15 protein-coding genes and 1 tRNA gene are annotated in these 19,326 nt (G+C 71.1%); 13 read left to right on the top strand and 3 right to left on the bottom strand.

Annotation, left to right across the window (positions count from 1 at the left end; genetic code table 11):
• The first annotated feature begins 11 nt into the window (after nucleotides 1-11).
• A complete protein-coding gene (locus tag AB0G79_RS23165) occupies nucleotides 12-503 on the top strand; it encodes an SUKH-3 domain-containing protein (RefSeq protein WP_360809360.1) in 492 nt (163 codons plus the stop codon).
• Here AB0G79_RS23165 and AB0G79_RS23160 read toward each other — a convergent pair.
• The gene (locus AB0G79_RS23160) at nucleotides 500-1,912 is read right to left on the bottom strand and encodes a histidine kinase (protein ID WP_360809358.1); all 1,413 of its coding nucleotides are present in this window, start codon (nucleotides 1,910-1,912) and stop codon (nucleotides 500-502) included. The two genes, AB0G79_RS23165 and AB0G79_RS23160, sit on opposite strands and share 4 nt — an antisense overlap.
• Nucleotides 1,913-2,041: 129 nt before the next feature.
• Between AB0G79_RS23160 and AB0G79_RS23155 the strand changes: the two genes are divergently transcribed.
• The 8 genes from AB0G79_RS23155 (at nucleotide 2,042) to AB0G79_RS23120 (ending at nucleotide 8,394) form a co-directional block, all read left to right on the top strand.
• Nucleotides 2,042-2,599 (top strand): hypothetical protein, encoded by a 558-nt coding sequence (locus AB0G79_RS23155; RefSeq protein WP_360809356.1) that lies wholly within the window; start codon nucleotides 2,042-2,044, stop codon nucleotides 2,597-2,599.
• A gap of 11 nt (nucleotides 2,600-2,610) precedes the next feature.
• Nucleotides 2,611-2,681: transfer RNA gene (locus tag AB0G79_RS23150), tRNA-Gln, on the top strand.
• 109 nt (nucleotides 2,682-2,790) lie between these two features.
• Nucleotides 2,791-4,236, top strand: a complete 1,446-nt coding sequence (gene glmU, locus AB0G79_RS23145) for a bifunctional UDP-N-acetylglucosamine diphosphorylase/glucosamine-1-phosphate N-acetyltransferase GlmU (RefSeq protein ID WP_360809354.1) — start codon at nucleotides 2,791-2,793, stop codon at nucleotides 4,234-4,236.
• A gap of 137 nt (nucleotides 4,237-4,373) precedes the next feature.
• Nucleotides 4,374-5,348, top strand: coding sequence for a ribose-phosphate diphosphokinase (locus tag AB0G79_RS23140; RefSeq protein WP_030690291.1), 975 nt, complete (start codon nucleotides 4,374-4,376; stop codon nucleotides 5,346-5,348).
• A gap of 280 nt (nucleotides 5,349-5,628) precedes the next feature.
• A complete protein-coding gene (locus tag AB0G79_RS23135) occupies nucleotides 5,629-6,213 on the top strand; it encodes a 50S ribosomal protein L25/general stress protein Ctc (RefSeq protein ID WP_360809352.1) in 585 nt (194 codons plus the stop codon).
• Nucleotides 6,214-6,302: 89 nt separating this feature from the next.
• Nucleotides 6,303-6,899 carry an aminoacyl-tRNA hydrolase gene (gene pth / locus AB0G79_RS23130; protein WP_360809349.1) on the top strand — a complete coding sequence of 199 codons (597 nt, stop codon included), beginning with the start codon at nucleotides 6,303-6,305 and terminating at the stop codon, nucleotides 6,897-6,899.
• Between the two features lie 48 nt (nucleotides 6,900-6,947).
• Entirely contained in the window at nucleotides 6,948-7,391 is a 444-nt protein-coding gene (locus tag AB0G79_RS23125) for a hypothetical protein (protein ID WP_360809348.1), read from the top strand.
• A gap of 133 nt (nucleotides 7,392-7,524) precedes the next feature.
• On the top strand, nucleotides 7,525-8,394 hold the full coding sequence (locus AB0G79_RS23120; RefSeq protein WP_360809346.1) for an LPXTG cell wall anchor domain-containing protein: 870 nt from the start codon (nucleotides 7,525-7,527) through the stop codon (nucleotides 8,392-8,394).
• 70 nt (nucleotides 8,395-8,464) lie between these two features.
• Here the strand turns inward: AB0G79_RS23120 and ppc are convergent, their stop codons facing one another.
• Nucleotides 8,465-11,194, bottom strand: a complete 2,730-nt coding sequence (gene ppc / locus AB0G79_RS23115; RefSeq protein ID WP_360809344.1) for a phosphoenolpyruvate carboxylase — start codon at nucleotides 11,192-11,194, stop codon at nucleotides 8,465-8,467.
• Nucleotides 11,195-11,433: 239 nt separating this feature from the next.
• Between ppc and AB0G79_RS23110 the strand changes: the two genes are divergently transcribed.
• The 4 genes from AB0G79_RS23110 to AB0G79_RS23095 all read left to right on the top strand — a co-directional run bounded on the left by AB0G79_RS23110 (nucleotide 11,434) and on the right by AB0G79_RS23095 (nucleotide 16,922).
• The gene (locus tag AB0G79_RS23110) at nucleotides 11,434-12,435 is read left to right on the top strand and encodes a fatty acid desaturase (RefSeq protein WP_360809342.1); all 1,002 of its coding nucleotides are present in this window, start codon (nucleotides 11,434-11,436) and stop codon (nucleotides 12,433-12,435) included.
• Nucleotides 12,435-13,148, top strand: coding sequence for a TetR/AcrR family transcriptional regulator (locus tag AB0G79_RS23105; protein WP_360809536.1), 714 nt, complete (start codon nucleotides 12,435-12,437; stop codon nucleotides 13,146-13,148). The genes AB0G79_RS23110 and AB0G79_RS23105 overlap by 1 nt, the downstream gene beginning before the upstream one ends.
• A gap of 259 nt (nucleotides 13,149-13,407) precedes the next feature.
• A complete protein-coding gene (locus tag AB0G79_RS23100; RefSeq protein WP_360809340.1) occupies nucleotides 13,408-15,117 on the top strand; it encodes a VCBS repeat-containing protein in 1,710 nt (569 codons plus the stop codon).
• A gap of 98 nt (nucleotides 15,118-15,215) precedes the next feature.
• Nucleotides 15,216-16,922, top strand: a complete 1,707-nt coding sequence (locus AB0G79_RS23095; RefSeq protein WP_360809338.1) for an FG-GAP-like repeat-containing protein — start codon at nucleotides 15,216-15,218, stop codon at nucleotides 16,920-16,922.
• 113 nt (nucleotides 16,923-17,035) lie between these two features.
• On the opposite strand, the gene AB0G79_RS23090 is transcribed toward AB0G79_RS23095, so the two are convergent.
• Nucleotides 17,036-19,165, bottom strand: coding sequence for a S8 family serine peptidase (locus tag AB0G79_RS23090; RefSeq protein ID WP_360809336.1), 2,130 nt, complete (start codon nucleotides 19,163-19,165; stop codon nucleotides 17,036-17,038).
• Nucleotides 19,166-19,326: the final 161 nt, after the last annotated feature.

Raw genomic sequence — 19,326 nt, 5'->3', positions numbered from 1 at the left:
AGACCACACCCATGCCCGACCACCTCAGCACCACCCGCTTCCCGGTCAACGTCGACGCCGCCCTCCGCGAGGCCGGCTGGCAGCCCGGACGCTGGGACATCAAGCTCGCCGAAGAATGGGCGGACGCGCTGCGCGCCCACGTCTCCCCCGCCGGACACCGGCACAGCGTCTTCCCCGCCGCCGTCGAGGCGTGGGCCGAGTTCGGCGGCCTGCGGATCACCGCGCCGGGGAACGGCCGGCAGATAGCTCCCGCCACCCTCCGCTTCGACCCGCTCGCCGGACTCCACCTGTCGCGGACGCTCGCGGACCTGGGCCGCGCCCTGGAGACGGAGCTCGCGCCGCTGGGCGAGGAGGGCGAGCACCAGGCGGTCCTCGCGATGGACGTGGAGGGGCGGGTGTACAGCCTGGACCACGCGGGCGACTGGTACCTGGGGAAGGACATCGACACGGCGCTGTCGACCCTGATCACGGGAGTCCAGCCGACCCGCCTGACGGCGGGCTAGTCGCCCTTCGCCACGTCGTCGCCCTTCGGGACGTCATCGCCCTTCGGGACGTCATCGCCCTTCGGCACCTCGTCGCCCCTCGGCACGGGCAGGACGGCGGAGACCCGGAACCCTCCGGCGTCCGTCGGCCCGGACACGAACACGCCGCCCAGCCGGGAGACCCGCTCCCGCATCCCGACGAGCCCGTTCCCGCCGCTCGGCAGACGCGCGTCCGAGGCGGCCGGGTCCGGGTCCGACGGACAGGGACCGTTCTCCACCTGCATGGCGACCTCGGCCTCGCGGTGCGCGAGACGGACGACGACCGAGGCGCCGACGGCGTGCTTGTGGACGTTGGTCAGCGCCTCCTGCACCACCCGGTAGGCGGTCCGCTCGACCTCGGGCGGATACGGGCGCACGTCCCCGACGACGAGCAGCTCGACGACCGCGCCGGCCAGCCGGGACTGCTCGCACAGCGCCTCGACGGCGTCGAGCCGGGGCCCGTCGTCGGCGGCGGCCCCGGCGGCGGTCTCCGCGGCGGCGGCAGCGGCGCGGCCCACGGCGGCCAGCGGGACGGCCGAGGGACCGGCCGGGGCGGCCTCCTCCCGCAGCACCCCGAGCATCTGCCGGAGCTCGGTCAGGGCCTGCCGCCCCATGTCCCCCACCAGGGCGGCGTTCCGCACGGCCTTCTGCGGGTCCTTCAGGGCGACGGCCTGCAAGGCGGCGGCATGGACGACCATCAAGGACACCCGGTGGGCGACGACGTCGTGCATCTCGCGGGCGATCCGCGTCCGCTCCTCCTGTCGGGCCCACTGGGCGCGCTGCTCGGCCCGGTCGGCGAGGAGGGACAGCTCCTGCTCCAGGCTGTCGGCCCGCTCCCGCAGGCTCTCCATGAGGCGGCGGCGGGCCCCTATGTAGAGCCCGAAGAGGACCGGGGGCGCGTTGAGCCCCAGGGTGACGAGGAGGGAGACGACGGGGATGTACCAGCCGCTCGGGTCGATCTCGGGCTGGTCGAGCCCGGCCTCGGCCGCGTCCTGGCGGAGCCGTACGAAGGTGACGACGTACACGGCGACGGTCGACATGGCGGCGAGGACGGCGGTGACGCGCCGGGGCACCTCGGAGGCGGCGAGCGTGTACAGCCCGACGATCCCCATGAGGTAGCCCATCTCGGCGGGCGCGACGGCCATCGAGACGAGGACGACGGCGATGGGCCACCGGCGGCGCACGAGCAGCACGGACCCGACGAGGAACCCGAACAGCGCCCCGAGCCCCGGCGGTGCGGACGCCTTCTCGGCGAAGAGGTACCCCTCGGCGGCGCACTCGACGGCGGACACGGCCGCGAGTCCCGAGTCGAGGACGACACTCCGGAGCCGCCCCCACCACCACCAACCCCTGGCACCCCCGGCGCCCTGCTCTGCCCCCGTCGCGGTCATGCCCTCCACCCTACGGGCGCGCCGCCGGTACCAGGATGCGATGCCCGCGGTCCGGGCATGAGTCCCTCGAACTGGTGAATAGCTCCTGCTTTCGACCCGGACGTCCACATTCCGGACGACGCTGTCCGCATGTCACCTGCCACGGGCAAGTACGCGGACTTCGAGGGCCTCCGTGAGCAGGCCGTCGCGCTCCGCCGCGAGGGCCTCAGCCGCCGCCAGATCCGCGACCGCCTCCACGTCGACAACAACGACCTCCTCAACCGCCTCCTCGAAGGCGAACCGCCCCCGGAGTGGACGAAGCGTCCGAACGCGAAGGACGACCTCCGCGAGCGCGTCGTGTTCGTGAACAGCGACGCGGGAATGATCCGGGTCTTCGTCGCATGGCTCGACCTCCTCGACATCGAGGTCGAGCGCCGCAGGTACCACGTGATGATCCACGAGACGGGGAACGCGCCCGACGCCGAAAGACACTGGGCCGAGGCCGTCGGCGCCTCCCCCTCAGCCTTCGGCAAGACGAGCACCAAGCGCCACAACCCGCGAACCAACCGCCAGAACGTGGGCACCGGATACCACGGCTGCCTCGCGATCAGAATCCTCGGGAGCGCCGATCTTTACCGTCGCATCGAAGGGGCCTGGTGCGGCATAGTAGGGGCGGTCCCGATTCTCCCAACAGGAATTCGGACATAAAGGGCTAACCATCCCGGATCGTCTAAGGGCAGGACAAATGGTTTTGGTCCATTGAATGAGGGTTCGAATCCTTCTCCGGGAGCCCCTGCATGCGGGTCCTGACCACCCTGGTCAGGACCCGCGCTCATGTCCGGAGCCCCGCCCCCCGGTATCCTTCGTGCGTCCACCACCCAAAGCCGAAGGGCATTCCCGTGAGCGCCATCCGCCCGGCCGCCGTCGTCGTCCTCGCAGCGGGTGAGGGCACCCGCATGAAGTCGAAGACCCCCAAGGTCCTGCACGAGATCGCCGGGCGCTCGCTCGTCGGGCATGTCGTGTCCGCCTCCCGGGAGCTGGAGCCCGAGCACCTCGTCGTGGTCGTCGGACACGCCCGGGAGCAGGTCAAGGGACACCTCGACGCCCACTACGCCGGTACCCGTACCGCCGTCCAGGAGGAGCAGAACGGCACCGGGCACGCCGTGCGCATGGCCCTGGAGGAGCTGGGTTCCGCGCCCGAGGGGACCGTCGTGGTGGTGTGCGGTGACACGCCGCTGCTGTCCGGGGAGACCCTGCGCGCGCTGGCGGAGACGCACGCCGCCGACGGCAACGCCGTCACCGTGCTGACCGCCGAGGTCCCCGACTCCACCGGGTACGGCCGGATCGTGCGCGACGCGGACGGCGCCGTGACGGCGATCGTCGAGCACAAGGACGCCTCCGCCGAGCAGCTCGCGATCCGCGAGATCAACTCCGGTGTCTTCGCCTTCGACGGCCGGCTGCTCGCCCAGGCGATCAAGCAGCTCCGCACGGACAACAGCCAGGGCGAGGAGTACCTCACCGACGTGCTGTCGATCCTGCGCGAGGCCGGTCACCGCGTCGGCGCCTCCGTCGCCGGCGACCACCGCGAGATCCTGGGCATCAACAACCGCGTCCAGCTCGCCGAGGCCCGCGCCCTGCTCAACCAGCGCCTCCTGGAGCGCGCCATGCTGGCCGGCGTGACGGTCGTGGACCCGGGCTCCGTGTTCGTCGACGTGACGGTGACCTTCGAGGCCGACGCCACGATCCTGCCGGGCACGCAGCTGCTCGGCGCGACGCACATCGGCGAGGACGCCGTCGTCGGCCCCAACACGCGTCTCACGAACACCACCGTCGCCAAGGGCGCCCGCGTGGACAACGCGGTCGCCGTCGACGCCGTCGTCGGCGAGGGCGCCTCCGTGGGCCCGTACGCGTACCTCCGTCCGGGGACGAAGCTCGGCACGAAGGCCAAGGCCGGTACGTACGTCGAGATGAAGAACGCCACGATCGGCGAGGGCAGCAAGGTCCCCCACCTGTCGTACGTCGGCGACGCGACCATCGGCGAGTACACGAACATCGGCGCCGCGAGCGTCTTCGTGAACTACGACGGCGAGGCGAAGCACCACACCACGATCGGCTCCCACTGCCGTACGGGCTCCGACAACATGTTTGTGGCTCCCATCACGATCGGGGACGGCGTCTACACCGCCGCCGGCTCCGTGATCACGAAGGACGTCCCGGCCGGCGCGCTGGCCGTGGCCCGGGGCCAGCAGCGGAATATCGAGGGTTGGGTGGCCCGCAAGCGGCCGGGCAGCGCCGCCGCGCAGGCCGCCCAGGTGGCGTCGGAGGACGGCTCCGGCGAGAGCTGACGAGAACCGAGCGGAAACGGTTGCGTCGAACTCGGCGTACCGTGATACGTGCACACAAATTCGGCTGGTTCGCACATGCGCTCGCACCCGCGGGGCGTGGGACAGCGGCCAGAGAACACGTCTGAGGAGACAGTGCTGTGACCGGGATCAAGACGACCGGCGAGAAGAAGCTGATGCTCTTCTCCGGCCGCGCCCACCCCGAGCTGGCCGAGGAGGTCGCGCACCAGCTGGGCGTCGGTCTCGTTCCCACCAAGGCCTTCGACTTCGCCAACGGTGAGATCTACGTCCGCTTCCAGGAGTCGGCGCGCGGCGCCGACTGCTTCCTGATCCAGAGCCACACGGCTCCGATCAACAAGTGGATCATGGAGCAGCTGATCATGATCGACGCTCTGAAGCGGGCCTCCGCCCGGAGCATCACCGTGATCATCCCGTCGTACGGCTACGCCCGCCAGGACAAGAAGCACCGCGGTCGCGAGCCGATCTCGGCCCGCCTCGTCGCGGACCTGCTGAAGACCGCCGGTGCGGACCGCATCCTCACCGTCGACCTGCACACGGACCAGATCCAGGGCTTCTTCGACGGCCCCGTGGACCACCTGTCCGCCCTCCCGGTCCTCGCGGACTACGTGGGTGCGAAGGTCGACCGCGAGAAGCTGACGATCGTCTCCCCGGACGCCGGCCGCGTGCGCGTCGCCGACCGCTGGTGCGACCGTCTCGACGCCCCGCTGGCGATCGTGCACAAGCGCCGCGACAAGGACGTCGCCAACCAGGTCACCGTCCACGAGGTCGTCGGTGACGTGAAGGGCCGCGTCTGCGTCCTCGTCGACGACATGGTCGACACCGGTGGCACGATCTGCGCAGCCGCCGACGCCCTGTTCGCGCACGGTGCCGAGGACGTCATCGTGACGGCCACGCACGGCATCCTGTCGGGCCCGGCCGCCGACCGCCTGAAGAACTCCAAGGTCAGCGAGTTCGTCTTCACGGACACGCTGCCGGTCCCGGGCGCCCTGGAGCTCGACAAGATCACGGTCCTGTCGATCGCTCCGACGATCGCGCGCGCGGTGCGCGAGGTCTTCGAGGACGGTTCGGTGACGAGCCTCTTCGAGGAGCACTGAGCCTCACCCGATCAGTTCCACGAGGGCCGTTTCCCCGTTCGGGGGAGCGGCCCTCGGCCGTTTCCGGTCCGTGTGCGGGTGATCGAATTGGGTGGTAGGGCGGTCGCCCGGTAGACTGCCGTAGTTGCTCGGCGAGGGAGGCCGTACCCGTACGCATGGCGTTGCGCCTGACGTGCAGGTCCACGGCGGTCCGTTATCGACGCGCTCTTCGTAGCAGGCCATCGCCAGTCGTGGCCGGGTGACCCTGACATCTTCCGTCACCTTCTACGAGGAGTGCACCATGTCCGAGGTCAAGCTCGCCGGTTCCGTCCGCACCGAGTTCGGCAAGGGCGCCGCCCGCGCCATCCGCCGCGACTCCCTGGTCCCCGCCGTCCTCTACGGCCACGGCTCGGACCCGGTCCACCTGACCCTCCCGGCCCACGAGCTCGGTCTCGCGCTCCGCACGCCGAACGTCCTGCTCTCCCTGGACATCGACGGCACCCACGAGCTCGCGATCCCGAAGGCCGTCCAGCGCGACGCCATCAAGGGCTTCCTGATCCACGTCGACCTGCTCCTCGTCAAGAAGGGCGAGAAGGTCACGGTCGAGGTTCCGGTCCAGGCCGAGGGCGAGCTCGCCGCCGGTGGCAACCTGCTCCAGCACGAGCTCAACACCCTCTCCGTCGAGGCCGAGGCCACCCACCTCCCCGAGGCCGTCACGGTCTCCGTCGAGGGCCTCGAGGCCGGCGCCTCCGTCCTCGCCAAGGACATCGCCCTTCCCTCCGGCGTGACCCTGGTCACCGACGCCGACGCCGTCGTCCTCCAGGTCCTGGCCGCCCAGGCCGAGGAGGCCCCGGCCGAGGCCGAGGCCGAGGGCGCGGAGGCCTGAGCCGTAGGCTCGGACTGACGTGACGGGGTGATGGGCCGTACCGGCCCGTCACCCCGTTTCCTTTTTCGCACACGAGGAGAGCGCACCCCATGACGGACGACGCCAACGCCCCCTGGCTGATCGTCGGCCTCGGCAACCCCGGGCCCGAGTACGCGGCCAACCGCCACAACATCGGCTTCATGGTCGTCGACCTGCTCGCCGAGCGGATCCGCGGCTCCTTCAAGCGGGCGCAGAAGGCGCAGGCGCAGGTCGTCGAGGGCCGGATGGGTCCGCCGGGACCCGAGAACCGCCGGGTGATCCTCGCGAAGCCGATGTCGTACATGAACCTGTCGGGCGGCCCGGTGACGGCGCTGCGCGACTTCTACAAGGTGCCGACGGCGCGGGTGGTGGCGATCCACGACGAGCTGGACATCGACTACGGGGTGCTGCGGCTGAAGCTGGGCGGCGGCGACAACGGGCACAACGGCCTGAAGTCGATGACGAAGTCGATGGGTGCCGACTACCACCGGGTGCGGTGCGGGATCGGGCGTCCGCCGGGCCGGATGCAGGTCGCGGACTTCGTCCTGAAGGACTTCTCGTCGACGGAGCGCAAGGACCTGGACTGGTTCGTGGACCGGTCGGCCGACGCGGTGGAGTGCCTGGTGGCGGAGGGCCTGGAGCGGGCCCAGTCGGCGTACAACTCGTGACTCGGGGCGCCCGTCTCCCGCGAACGTACGACTGTACGATCGCGGGTCATGACGCACGCCCGTAACGCCGCCATGGCCCTGGTCGCCCTGCTCCTCGTCGTCGGGGGCGCGTGGGCGTCGTGGTCGTCCGCCCAGCACGTCCTGCTCTCGCAGGGGCGTGAGCACGGGACGTTGACGGTGACGGGGTGTACGGACGAGACGTGCAGCGGTACGTTCGCCTCCGAGGACCCTTCGTCGAAGCGGAAGTCCCTGACGATTCCGCGTTCGGTCGCGGTGGAGCAGGGGGCGACGATCCCGGTGGTGGTGAAACCGGACACCGACGAGGGCGTGCGGACGGGGTGGGCCGGCGGCCTCCACGCGTGGCTCCCGCTGGGCGGGGCGCTGCTGTTGGCGGCGCCGGTGGTCGGCGGGGGGTTGCGTCTTTCGCGGACGGCGTGGTCGTTGGCGGGAATTGGTGGCGGAATTCTTGTGGCGGCCTTTTACGCACTCTGATTCAAAACGGACCATACCGACGGGTTCGGCCGGATCGTTATGTACCTCTGGGTTAAGGCTGACTTAAAGCGACGGATAGGCTGCCTCAGCCATCTCTCACGGCACCCTCATCTCCCAGATGGACGACTGCTACATGCGACGTACTCTCATATCTTCCGGCGCACTGGTCGCGGCCCTCGCCGGCTCCCTGGTCCTCGCCCCGGTCAGCTCCGCCTCGGAGGCGCCGAAGCCGCTGCCGCTCCACCAGATCGAGGAACTCCCGCTGACCGCCTCCGGGTGGGAAGGCGACAAGGAGGAGGTCTGCGGCGACATCCCGACGAACCAGGACGGCTGGCACTTCGTCCTCCCGGGCAACACGGCTGTCTTCACCAAGCTGACGGTCGAGTTCAAGCCCGGCGGCGTCCAGACCATCACGGTCTTCGGCCCGCCGACCGCCAAGCACGCCTACGTGGGCTCCGAGCCCGGCGCCGAACTGATCTCCGCCACGGCCGAGGTCAACGGCACCGTCTCGCAGGGGTTCTTCAACCTCTCCCACACCTGCCCCACCTCGGAGGAGCCGGAGCCGACCACGACTCCCTCCACCACCCCCCCGGTCACGGAGACCACGCCTCCGGTCACCGAGACCACGCCTCCGGTCACCGAGACCACCCCGCCCGGCACGGAGACCACCCCGCCCGGCACCGAGTCCCCCTCCCCGAGCGAGACCACCCCGGGCTCCACCGAGTCTCCCTCCCCGAGCGAGACCCCGGGCTCCACCGAGACCCCCGGTGGCACCGAGTCCCCCTCCGCCACCACCCCCGGTGAGGAGACCACCGAGGGCACCACCGGTGCCTCCACCGGCGGTTCCGACGAGAAGGGCGGCGAGAACGGCTCGACCGAGGGCGACCTCGCCGAGACCGGCTCCAGCGCCCCCGTCGGCATCATCGCCGCCGTCGCCGTGGCCCTCGCGGGTGCCGGCGCGTTCCTGGTGACCCGTCGCCGCAAGGCCGCGCAGCAGGGCTGACCCTCCGCGTGACGACGACTGTGCCCCCTGCCGGTTCCGGCAGGGGGCACAGTCGTGAAGTGGCCGCGGGTCAGCCGGTGTTGCGCAGACCCGCCGCGACACCGTTCACCGTGAGGAGCAGGGCCCGCGAGAGCAGCGGGTCCGGGTCCTCGCCCGCCGCGACGGCGGCCCGCTGACGGGCGAGCAGGGCGACCTGGAGGTAGGAGATCGGGTCCAGGTAGGCGTCGCGGATGGCGAAGGTCTGCTGGAGGACCGGGTTGGAGTCGAGCAGCCGCTGGCCGCCGGTGACCTTCAGGACCTCGGCGACGGTCAGCTCGTGCTCGGCCTCGATGGCGTCGAAGACGTGCCGGAGTTCCTCGGGGACGAGGGTGTCGACGTAGTGGCGGGCGATCCGCAGGTCCGTCTTCGCGAGCGTCATCTCCACGTTGGAGAGGAAGTTGCGGAAGAAGTGCCAGTGCTCGTGCATCTCGCCGAGGACCTCGTCGAGACCGGCCTCGCGCAGCGCCTTGAGGCCGGAGCCGACGCCGTACCAGCCGGGGACGATCTGGCGGGACTGGGTCCAGCCGAACACCCACGGGATGGCCCGCAGTCCGTCGAGGGAGACGCCCGAGCCGGGGCGGCGGGAAGGCCGCGAGCCCAGGTGCAGGTCGGCGAGCTGGTCGACGGGGGTCGAGGCGAGGAAGTACGTCGGGAGGTCCGGGTCCTCGACGAGCTTGCGGTACGCGGTGTGGGCGGCGTCCGAGACGGTGTCCATGGCCGCGTCCCAGCGGGCCAGGGCCTCTCCGGACTGGCGCGGGGAGGTGTGCAGCGCGGAGGCCTGGAGGGTGGCCGCGACGGTCAGCTCCAGGTTCTCCCGCGCGAGCGACGGGATGAGGTACTTGTCGGAGATGACCTCGCCCTGCTCGGTCACCTTGATCTCGCCCTCCAGGGTTCCCCAGGGCTGGGCGAGGATCGCGTCGTGCGAGGGGCCGCCGCCGCGGCCGACGGTGCCGCCGCGGCCGTGGAACAGCCTCAGCCGGACCCCGTAACGGTGGGCGACGTCCCTCAGCCTCCGCTGGGCGCGGTGGATCTCCCACTGGGAGGTGGTGATGCCGCCGAACTTGGAGGAGTCCGAGTAGCCGAGCATGACCTCCTGGACGTCGCCGCGGAGCGAGACGAGGCGGCGGTAGGAGGGGTCGGCCAGCATGTCGTTGAGGATGACGTCGGCGGCCTTGAGCTCGTCGGTGGTCTCCAGGAGCGGCACGATGCCGATCTTGGCCCAGCCGGCGTGCAGGTCGAGGAGGCCGGCCTCGCGGGCGAGGACGGTGGCGGCGAAGACGTCGTCGGCGCCCTGGCACATCGAGATGATGTAGGACTCGATGACCTCGGGGCCGAAGCGCTCGAAGGCTTCCTTGATGGTGTGGAAGACGCCGAGGGTCTTCTCGCCGGCCGCGTCGAGCGGCGCCGGGGTGGGCGCGAGCGGGCGGCGGGAGCGGAGCTCCTTGGCGAGCAGCTTCTGGCGGTATTCGCGGGGCATGTCCGCGTACCGCCAGGACTCCTCGCCGAGGCGGTCGAAGAGCTGGCCGAGGGCGTGGTGGTGGGCGTCGGCGTGCTCGCGGACGTCCATGGTGGCGAGCTGGAGGCCGAAGGCCGAGAGGGTGCGGATGGTGCGGTCCATCCGGCCGTCGGCGAAGAGGCCGCCGCGGTGCTCGCGCAGCGAGGTCTGGATCAGGGTGAGGTCGTGGATCAGCTCGGCGGTGCCGAGGTAGTCGCGGCCGTCCTGGTGCGGGGTGCCGGAGGCGAGGCGCTCGCGGGTGTTGACGAGCTTCTGGCGGATGCAGGTGGCCTTGAGGCGGTACGGCTCCTCGGCGTTGAGGCGCTTGTACCGGGGGCTGATCTCCGGGAGGAGCTCCAGGTCGCGCTGGAGGGAGTCCAGGAGTTCCTGGGTGGCTCCGGCGTAGCGGATGGAGTTGGAGAGGAGTCCGCGCAGGAAGTCGACCAGTTCGAGGGCGTCGGTGATGCCGTGCTCGTGCTGGAGGATGAGGACGTCCCAGGTCACCTGCGGGGTGACGTTGGGGTTGCCGTCGCGGTCGCCGCCGATCCAGGTTCCGAAGGTCAACGGGCGGGTGCCGGCGGGGAGTTCGACGCCGACGCGCTCCAGTTCGGCGGCGAGGTCCTCCAGGACGTCGCCGACGGCGCCGGCGTGCAGCTCGTCGAGGTAGTAGATCGCGTTGCGCGCCTCGTCGGCGGGCTCGGGGCGGACGACCCGGAGCTCGTCGGTCTGCCAGATGAGGTCGATGTTCTCGGCGAGCCGCAGGTCGTGGCGGCGCCGGTCGGCCTCGATGACCGGGGTCTCCAGGAGGGCGGCGATCCGGCGGAGCTTGTTGAGGACGGAGCGGCGGGCCGCCTCGGTGGGGTGCGCGGTGAAGACGGGGCGGACGTTGAGGTTCTTGACCGTCTCGCGCACGTGGGCGGGGTCGCCGTCCTTGAGCATGTCGGCGGTGCGGGCGAGGAGGCCGCCCTCGGCGGCGCGCTTCTCGCGCATCTCGCGGCCGCGGTGGACCTGCTCGGTGACGTTGGCCAGGTGGAAGTAGGTGGAGAAGGCGCGCACCAGCTTGGCGGCGGTCTCCAGCTCGACTCCGCGGAGCAGCTCGGAGGCGGCGTCGCCGTCCTCGCGGGTGAGGCGGCGGACCTTCTCGACGAGGTCGAGGAGCTCGTGGCCCTCCTGGCGGACGAGGGTCTCGCCGAGGAGATCGCCCAGTCGGCGGATGTCGGCGCGCAGCTCGGTGCTGGCGGTGGGGGTCTGGTCGGCACTGCTCACAGGTGCGGCTCCTTGCAGTGTTTGAGCACGTCTGGAGGGGTACTGGAGGCTTGCGGACCGCGCTGTCCGACGCACCCAGGATAGGTGTCCGCCGGGGTGGCGTGGGCAACGCCCCTCTCGTGCCCTCTTGCCGCGCGTCACGGCGCTGCCATACTTACGACGCCGTAGGTTACGGAGGCGTAGCTTCGGCGTGCTTCCGCACACCCTCTCACCCCCACCCTCACCCCCAAGGGACATCCATGACCACTAGCCCCCAGGTGACCTCGCCGCCCGCGGCCGCGGAGGTGCCGGCCGCGCGCGCCGACGCCGCGGCCCTCCCCTTCGCCACGCTGGGCGGTGACAGCAAGGGCTCGACCGAGCAGATCGCGCTGGGGCTGTTCATCGTCGTCCCGTTCGTGGCGCTGCTCGCGGCGGTGCCGCTGGCCTGGGGCTGGGGGGTGAGCTGGCTGGACCTGGGGCTGATGGTGGCGATGTACTACATCGGCTGCCACGGCATCACGATCGGTTTCCACCGGTACTTCACGCACGGTTCCTTCAAGGCGAAGCGGCCGCTGCGGATCGCGCTGGCGATCATGGGTTCGCTCGCGGTGGAGGGTCCGCTGGTGCGCTGGGTGGCGGACCACCGCAAGCACCACAAGTTCTCGGACGCGGAGGGCGACCCGCACTCGCCGTGGCGCTTCGGCGAGACCGTGCCGGCGCTGATGAAGGGCCTGTGGTGGGCGCACATCGGCTGGATGTTCGACGAGGAGCGGACTCCGCAGCACAAGTACGCCCCCGACCTGATCAAGGACCCGGCGATCCGCGCGATCTCCCGCCAGTTCGTCCTGTGGACGGTGGTGTCGCTGGCGATCCCGCCGCTGGTGGGCGGTCTGGTGACGTGGTCGTGGTGGGGCGCGTTCACCGCGTTCTTCTGGGGCTCCCTGGTCCGGGTGGCGCTGCTGCACCACGTGACGTGGTCGATCAACTCGATCTGCCACGCGGTGGGCAAGCGCCCCTTCAAGTCGCGTGACCGCTCGGGCAACGTGTGGTGGCTGGCGGTGCTGTCCTGCGGAGAGTCCTGGCACAACCTGCACCACGCGGACCCGACCTCGGCCCGGCACGGGGTGCTGCGCGGCCAGGTCGACTCCAGCGCGCGGCTGATCCGCTGGTTCGAGCTGGCGGGCTGGGCGAGCGACGTCCGCTGGCCCGCGGCCTCCCGCATCGAAGCCCGCCGCCAGGCCGCGTCCGCCGACGCGGCATGATGGAAGACGTGGCGAGCGACGGCAGGACGAACGGGACAGTCGGTACCGGCGGCAGCGGCGGTGACGGCAGCGGCGGAGCCGTGAAGCCCCGGCGTACCCGCCGGGTGCGGATGACGGGCGCGGAGCGCCGTGAGCAGCTGCTCGACATCGGCCGGACGCTCTTCGCCGAGAAGGGCTTCGAGGGCACGTCGGTGGAGGAGATCGCGGCGAAGGCCGGGGTCTCCAAGCCGGTGGTGTACGAGCACTTCGGCGGCAAGGAGGGGCTGTACGCGGTCGTCGTCGACCGGGAGATGCGGCAGCTCCTGGACGGGGTGACGGGGGCGCTGACGGCCGGGCACCCGCGGGAGCTCCTGGAGCAGGCGGCGTTCGCGCTGCTCGACTACATCGAGAACTACACGGACGGTTTCCGGATCCTCGTACGGGATTCGCCGGTGGCGCAGTCGACGGGCACGTTCGCCTCGCTGATCAGTGACATCGCCACGCAGGTGGAGGACATCCTCGGGCTGGAGTTCAAGGCCCGGGGCTTCGATCCGAAGCTGGCCCCGCTGTACGCGCAGGCGCTGGTGGGCAGTGTGGCGCTGACCGGACAGTGGTGGCTGGACGTGCGGAAGCCGGAGAAGGCGGAGGTCGCGGCGCACCTGGTGAACCTGGCCTGGCACGGACTGGACGGTCTGGAACAGAAGCCCCGGCTGATGGGTCACCGGAAGAGCTGACCGGCATTTCGGGAGAATCCCTCCCGAAATTCCAGACCGGACGGCCTGCTTTCGAATGCGTTCAGTAAAGATCTGGCGCTGGTTCCCCCTGGTGGGTACATTCCCTTTCAACGTCCAGGGGGGCGTTCCGGCCGTCGGGGCATTCCGTCTCCGCACGTCTGCCCACCGGGCTCCCGGCCCGCACTGACATCCATCGACGCCGTGTCGAGCCCCCCTCAGTTCGGTTCTTCGAACCTCTGAATCCCTGGGGGGGGATTTCTTGCTGTTCCCGCATTCCCGGCGCGCGGGCCGCATCGCCGCCTGCACCGCTCTCGCCCTCTCCGCCGGCATGATCCTGGCGGGCCCGGCCTCGGCCGACGACGGGTGGCCGCACAAGTCCGCCCAGAAGCCGACCGCCGCCCCGGCGGTTCCCTCGCACCGGGTCGTGCCGTCGGCCGACGGCGCCGCGACCGCCGGAATCGCCGGTGCCACGGCGTCCGCGATCGCCCCGCGCTCGGACCTCGACGGCGACGGCCACAGCGACCTGCTCTACCGCACCAACGGCGGAGCCACGTACTCCGTGAACACGACGGCCGACTCGTCCAAGTTCACCGGGAGCTCCGAGTTCTCCGTGGACATCATCCCGATCGGCGACCAGGACAAGAACGGCAGCAGGCCCGAGGTCCTGATGCTGTCGAAGTTCGGCTCGCTGTCCCTCTACGGGAACGCGAGCACGTCGAGCGCGAGCCTCCGCTGGATCGGTGCCGGCTGGCAGACCTACAACAAGGTCTTCTCGCCCGGCGACCTCAGCGGCGACGGCCGTGCCGACGTGCTGGCCCGCACGCGCACCGGCGAGCTGTGGGCGTACCTCTCCACCGGCACGCCCAACGGCCCGTTCCACGCGCCCCGGAAGGTCGGCACCGGCTGGAACGCCTTCGACCAGCTGATCGGCCTCGGCGACAGCGACGGCGACGGCCGGGGCGACTTTCTCGCCCGCACGCCCGCCGGCGCCCTCTTCTACGTCGGGAGCACCACCAACCCGTACGTGCACAAGGCGCCCAAGCAGGTCGGCCACGGCTGGCAGATCTACAACCAGATCGTGGGCATCGACGACGACAACGGCAACGGGGTCCCCGACCTCCTCGCCCGCGGCGTCGACGGCAGGCTGTACGAGTACTTCGGCACCGGCTCCGGCAAGTTCCTCGCCGCCAAGCAGGTCAGCGGTGTCGGCAGCTGGTCCGGCGCGGGGCAGCTGGCCGGTGCCGGCAACGTCCCGGCCCACGGCAAGGAGGGCATGCTGGCCCGCGACACGGCCGGCACCCTCTTCTGGTACGGCTCGCTGAACAACGGCAAGGTGTCCTCCCGCTTCAAGGTCAGCGACACCGGCGGCTGGGCCGGCGCCACGTTCTTCGAGGTCAACTCCCTCGGCCGGGACGGGGTCCCGGACACCCTGGAGATCTACCAGGGCCGTCTCTACAACGGGAGCGCCTACCTCGGCGGCGGCTGGAGCGGCATGAGCGAGCTCGCCGGGCCCGGCGACCTCAACGGCGACGGCACCGGCGACTTCGTGGCCCGGGACCGCGACGGCGTGCTCTGGCTGTACCGGAGCAACTACGACGGCACCGCGCTCCACGCGCGCGTGCGGGTCGGCAGCGGCTGGGGCCAGTACAACCGCGTCTTCGGTTCCAGCGACCTGACCGGCGACGGTCGGGCCGACCTGCTCGCGCGCCACAAGGACGGCCGCCTGTTCCTCTTCGAGGGCACCGGCAAGGCCGACTACGCGTTCAAGGCCCGCGTCCAGATCGGCACCGGGTGGAACACGTACAAGCACCTGGTGGCCCCCGGCGACCTGAACGGCGACGGCAAGGGCGACGTCCTCGGGGTGACCTCCGGCGGCGACCTCTACCCGCACCTGAACACCGCCCCGCGCCAGTTCAAGAAGGCGGCCAGGATCGGCTACGGATACGGCGTCTACAACCGCATCTCCTGACGGCCGACGGCTCACCGAGCGCCCCCGCGCCGCGCACCGGCGCGGGGGCGCTCCCCTTTCCTCACACCCACTCCCCCACCTTTCCCCAGGGAGACTTTTTGCGTTCCGCATTCTTCGGCCGCGTCCGCGGCGTGACCGCCTGCACGGCGCTCGCCCTCTCCGCCGGCATGCTCCTCGCCTCGCCGGCCGTCGCCGAGACCGGGCCGCGGCCCGTCGTGTCGGAGCCCCGGCTCACCGACACCACCGCGCCCAAGCTGGACATGACGCAGCCCGCCGTCGAGTCGGGCGAGGCCCGGATCGCCGGTGCGACGGCCGTCGCGCGGTCCCGCTTCGACATCAGCGGCGACGGCCGGACCGACCTGCTCTACCGCAACCGGAACGGGTACAGCCTGATCGCCCCGTCCAGCGGCAGCGGTTCCGTGTTCAACGAGAGCGAGGGGGTCGTGGCGCACGACCTCGTCCCGCTCGGCGACCAGAACGGCAACGGCAAGCCCGAGCTGCTCCTGCTCACCGAGTACGGCCAGCTCAGGCTGTACACGGACGCGACCGGGACGACCGGTTCGCTCGCGTGGACGGGCAACGGCTGGACCATCTACAACAAGGTCTTCTCGGCCGGCGACCTCAACGGCGACGGCAAGGCCGACGTGCTGGCCCGCAAGCACAACGGCGACCTGTACTACTACCGCTGGACCGGCGGCAGCGCGCCCTTCGCCGCCCCCGTGCGGATCGGCACCGGCTGGGGCGGTTACGACCAGCTCGTGGGCATCGGCGACAACAACGGCGACGGCCTCGGCGACGTCGTCGGCCGGCGCGCGGACGGCCGGCTGTACTTCCACGGATCCAGCACCGACGCGAGCGTGGGCTTCCGGGCCGCCAAGCTCGTCGGCAGCGGCTGGAACATGTACAACCAGCTCGTCGCGGTGGACGACCGGAACGGCGACGGCCGGGCCGACCTGCTCGGCCGCGACAAGGACGGCGCCCTCTGGGCGTACAGCGGCGTCGGCAACGGCACGTACACGGCCAAGGTGAAGCTCAGCGGCGACTGGCGCTACGCCGACCAGTTCGCCCAGTCGGGCGGCGTCCCCTGGACCGGCAAGGCCGCGCTGTACGGCCGGGACAAGGCCGGCGCCCTGTGGTGGCACCGCGGCAGGAACGACGGGCGTCTGGACTCCCGCCTGTCGGGGAGCGACAACGACTGGAGCGACACGACCTTCACGCACGTCGCCGCGCTGGACCAGGGCCCGGTCGGTGACGTCCTGGAGACCTACGACGGCCACCTGTACAACGCGGGCACCGGCCACGACTTCGGCGGCGGCTGGGGCGTCTACAACACCCTCGTCGGCCCCGGCGACCTGACCGGTGACGGCAGGGCCGACCTGCTCGGCCGGGACCGCGACGGCTACCTCTACCTGTACAAGGGCAACGGCCTCGGCACGGGTCTCGGCACCCGCGTCCGCGTCGGCACCGGCTGGGGCGGCTACAACACGATCCTCGGCGGCGGCGACTTCACGGGCGACGGCCGCGCGGACGTGGTGGCCCGGGACAGGTCCGGCAACCTGTGGCTGCACAAGGGCACCGGCAGCGCGACGTCGCCGTTCGCGAGCCGCGTGAAGATCGGCTACGGCTACGGCAGCTACACCAAGCTGGCGGCGCCGGGCGACCTGACCGGTGACGGCAAGGCCGACCTCGTCGCGGTGAACTCGTCGGGCACCCTGTACCGGTACTCCGGCACGGGCACCTCGGCCGCCATCACCGCCCGGGTGCAGATCGGCACCGGCTACCAGGGGTACAACCTCCTGTCGTGACGGCAGCACCGCCGTCCTGACGGCGGACCGCCGTCGTGACAGCCGCACCGCACGCGAAGCGCCCCGCACCGGATCTCCCGGTGCGGGGCGCTTCACCGTCCTGCGGGGGTGCGTCAGCTGATGGCCTTGATGGTGCCCCAGCCGCCGGTGCCGACCACGACGGAGGGGCCGTCGATCGGGCCGTGGATGTCGCTGCCGCCCTTGTAGAACAGCAGGGTGCCCGTGTTGGTGGTGGTCCACATGTCGACGACCCCGTTGCGGTCGGCGTCGCCCGCTCCGGCGATCAGGGGCCGGGTGCTGGGGAAGTAGCCGTGCCCGTACTCGTTGTAGCCGCCGGGGTGGTAGACCGTCGAGCTGCTGGCCCAGTAGTGGTACCGCAGCAGGCCGGTGGAGTCGCGGGACAGGAGGTCGACCTTCCCGTCCTTGTCCCCGTCGCCCATGGCGCTGAGGTTCACCCCGGTGGGCCAGCCGCTGCTCTGCAGCTTCCGCGCGAGGACGGCCGGGGTCGTACCGGTGACGCCGGCGTAGAGGAAGAGCGCCCCGTCGTAGGAGTCGACGCCGTCGTGGATGGCGAGGACGTCGGGCTGTCCGTCACCGGTGACGTCGCCGGGGACGGTGATGCGCGTGGCGGTGTTCAGGGTGGTGAGCTTGATGCGGGCGCCGAGGACGCCGTTGCCCGTGTTCGGGTAGACGTAGAGGTCACCGCCGACGACGGCGACGAGGTCCTCCTTCTTGTCACCGGTCCAGTCGCCGCGGTGCGCGATCGAGGCGCCGGACCAGCCTCCGCTGCCGATCTGGACGCGCGCGCCGAGGGCACCCGTACCCGTGCCGGGGTACAGCCACAGCTTGCCGGTGTCCTCGATCGCGACGAGGTCGGTCTTGCCGTCGCCGGTCATGTCGCCGGGGACGGCGGGCGCGGGCGCCGGGGCCTTGTCGAGCTGGATCCGCGGCGTGGTGGCCTCGGTGTACGTGACGGGGGTGCCGTCGGACTTGAGCTTCGCCTCCAGCTGGTCGACGGTCAGCGTCGGGTTGGCCTGCTTCAGCACGGCGAAGGCCCCGGCGACGTGCGGGGCGGCCATCGAGGTGCCGTTCTTCGAGGCGTAGCCGCCGCCGGGGACCGAGGAGACGATGGTCGTGCCGGGGGCGAGGAGGTCGAGCAGCGGTCCGCGGTTGCTGAACTGGGAGAGCTGGTCGTCGTCGGTGGTCGAGCCGACCGTGACGGCGGAGGAGATGCAGCCGGGGGCGCTGACGGCGTTGGTGGCGCCGCTGTTGCCGGCGGAGACGACCGTGGCCACGCCGGCGGCGCGCAGGGCGTCCACGACCGGCTTGCGGACGTCCTTGTCGCAGGCCGTGCCCCACAGGTCGCTGCCCAGGCTCAGGTTGGCCGCGACGATGTTGATCCCGGAGTTCTTCAGTTCGAGGACCTTCTCCAGCCCCTTGGCGACGGAACTGTCGAAGGCGCCCAGGCACGGGGCCGGCTGGGGGTCACAGTCCGCCTCCGCATCGAACTTGGAGAAGACCTGGATGGCGACGATGTCCGCGCCGGGCGCGACGCCGTGCCGGGGCGCCCCGGCGATGCCCGCTCCGTTGCCCGCGGCGATGCCGGCGACGTGGGTTCCGTGGGAGCAGTTGGCGCCCGAGGTGGCGCAGGGACCGCTCTCGACGTCGGCGCTTCCGGGACCGTCCTGCGCCTGGGTGCCGTTGGGGCAGAGGCTGGTGGCGCCCTTCCCCGCGTCGATGGTGGAGGTGCAGGCCTCGGCCTTCACCCGACCGGAGAGGAAGGGGTGGTGGACGGCGACGCCGGTGTCGAGGATCGCGATCGTGCTGCCCGCGCCCGTCTTGCCGGCGGCGACGGTCTTGTCGGCGCCGATCCTGACGGTGGACTCGTCCAGGGTGGTCCTGTTCACCTTGTCCTCGGTGACGCTGACGACACCCGGCGTGGAGTTCAGTTCCTGGAGGCCCGCCGTGTCCACCCGGAGGGTGGTCATCGGCAGCGTGCCGTACGAGACCAGGGTCTGGCCGGCGTCGGCGACGGAGGCGATCTGGGACTGCTGGGCGGTGACGACGTTGACGCGGACGGTGCCGCCGCTCTGCGCCTCGTCGAACAGCGCGGCGGCGACCGGGCCGTCCGAGCTGACCGACACGGTCCCGGTGAGCGGGCTCGCGTCCACCGGGGTCACGCCGATCATCATGGCCGCTGCCGCCGCGGCGGCGACGACCACGCCGCCTATGGGTCTCTTCACTGGTGCTCTCCATCGCGTCGAGTGGGAATGGCCGCAGCGTAGGAGGGGTCAATCCCGCGATGGATCTTCCGCGTTGGGTCTCAGGGGGAGGACAGGGGGGAGATCAGGGGGGAGGTCAGGGGGAAGGTCAGGGAAGACATTTACCTCGACATAAAGATATT

It is taken from the genome of Streptomyces sp. NPDC020807, assembly GCF_040641575.1.
In the GTDB taxonomy this organism is placed as follows: Bacteria; Actinomycetota; Actinomycetes; order Streptomycetales; family Streptomycetaceae; genus Streptomyces.
Note: the sequence above shows the minus strand (reverse complement) of the source record. Positions and strands in the feature narration are given on the sequence as shown.

What these genes read in the sequence shown, in the direction of transcription:
- AB0G79_RS23165 (WP_360809360.1), top strand. Translation starts at nt 12, where the DNA reads ATGCCCGACCACCTCAGCACCACCCGCTTCCCGGTCAACGTCGACGCC.
- AB0G79_RS23160 (WP_360809358.1), bottom strand. Translation starts at nt 1,912, where the DNA reads ATGACCGCGACGGGGGCAGAGCAGGGCGCCGGGGGTGCCAGGGGTTGG.
- AB0G79_RS23155 (WP_360809356.1), top strand. Translation starts at nt 2,042, where the DNA reads ATGTCACCTGCCACGGGCAAGTACGCGGACTTCGAGGGCCTCCGTGAG.
- AB0G79_RS23135 (WP_360809352.1), top strand. Translation starts at nt 5,629, where the DNA reads ATGTCCGAGGTCAAGCTCGCCGGTTCCGTCCGCACCGAGTTCGGCAAG.
- pth (WP_360809349.1), top strand. Translation starts at nt 6,303, where the DNA reads ATGACGGACGACGCCAACGCCCCCTGGCTGATCGTCGGCCTCGGCAAC.
- AB0G79_RS23125 (WP_360809348.1), top strand. Translation starts at nt 6,948, where the DNA reads ATGACGCACGCCCGTAACGCCGCCATGGCCCTGGTCGCCCTGCTCCTC.
- AB0G79_RS23120 (WP_360809346.1), top strand. Translation starts at nt 7,525, where the DNA reads ATGCGACGTACTCTCATATCTTCCGGCGCACTGGTCGCGGCCCTCGCC.
- AB0G79_RS23110 (WP_360809342.1), top strand. Translation starts at nt 11,434, where the DNA reads ATGACCACTAGCCCCCAGGTGACCTCGCCGCCCGCGGCCGCGGAGGTG.
- AB0G79_RS23105 (WP_360809536.1), top strand. Translation starts at nt 12,435, where the DNA reads ATGGAAGACGTGGCGAGCGACGGCAGGACGAACGGGACAGTCGGTACC.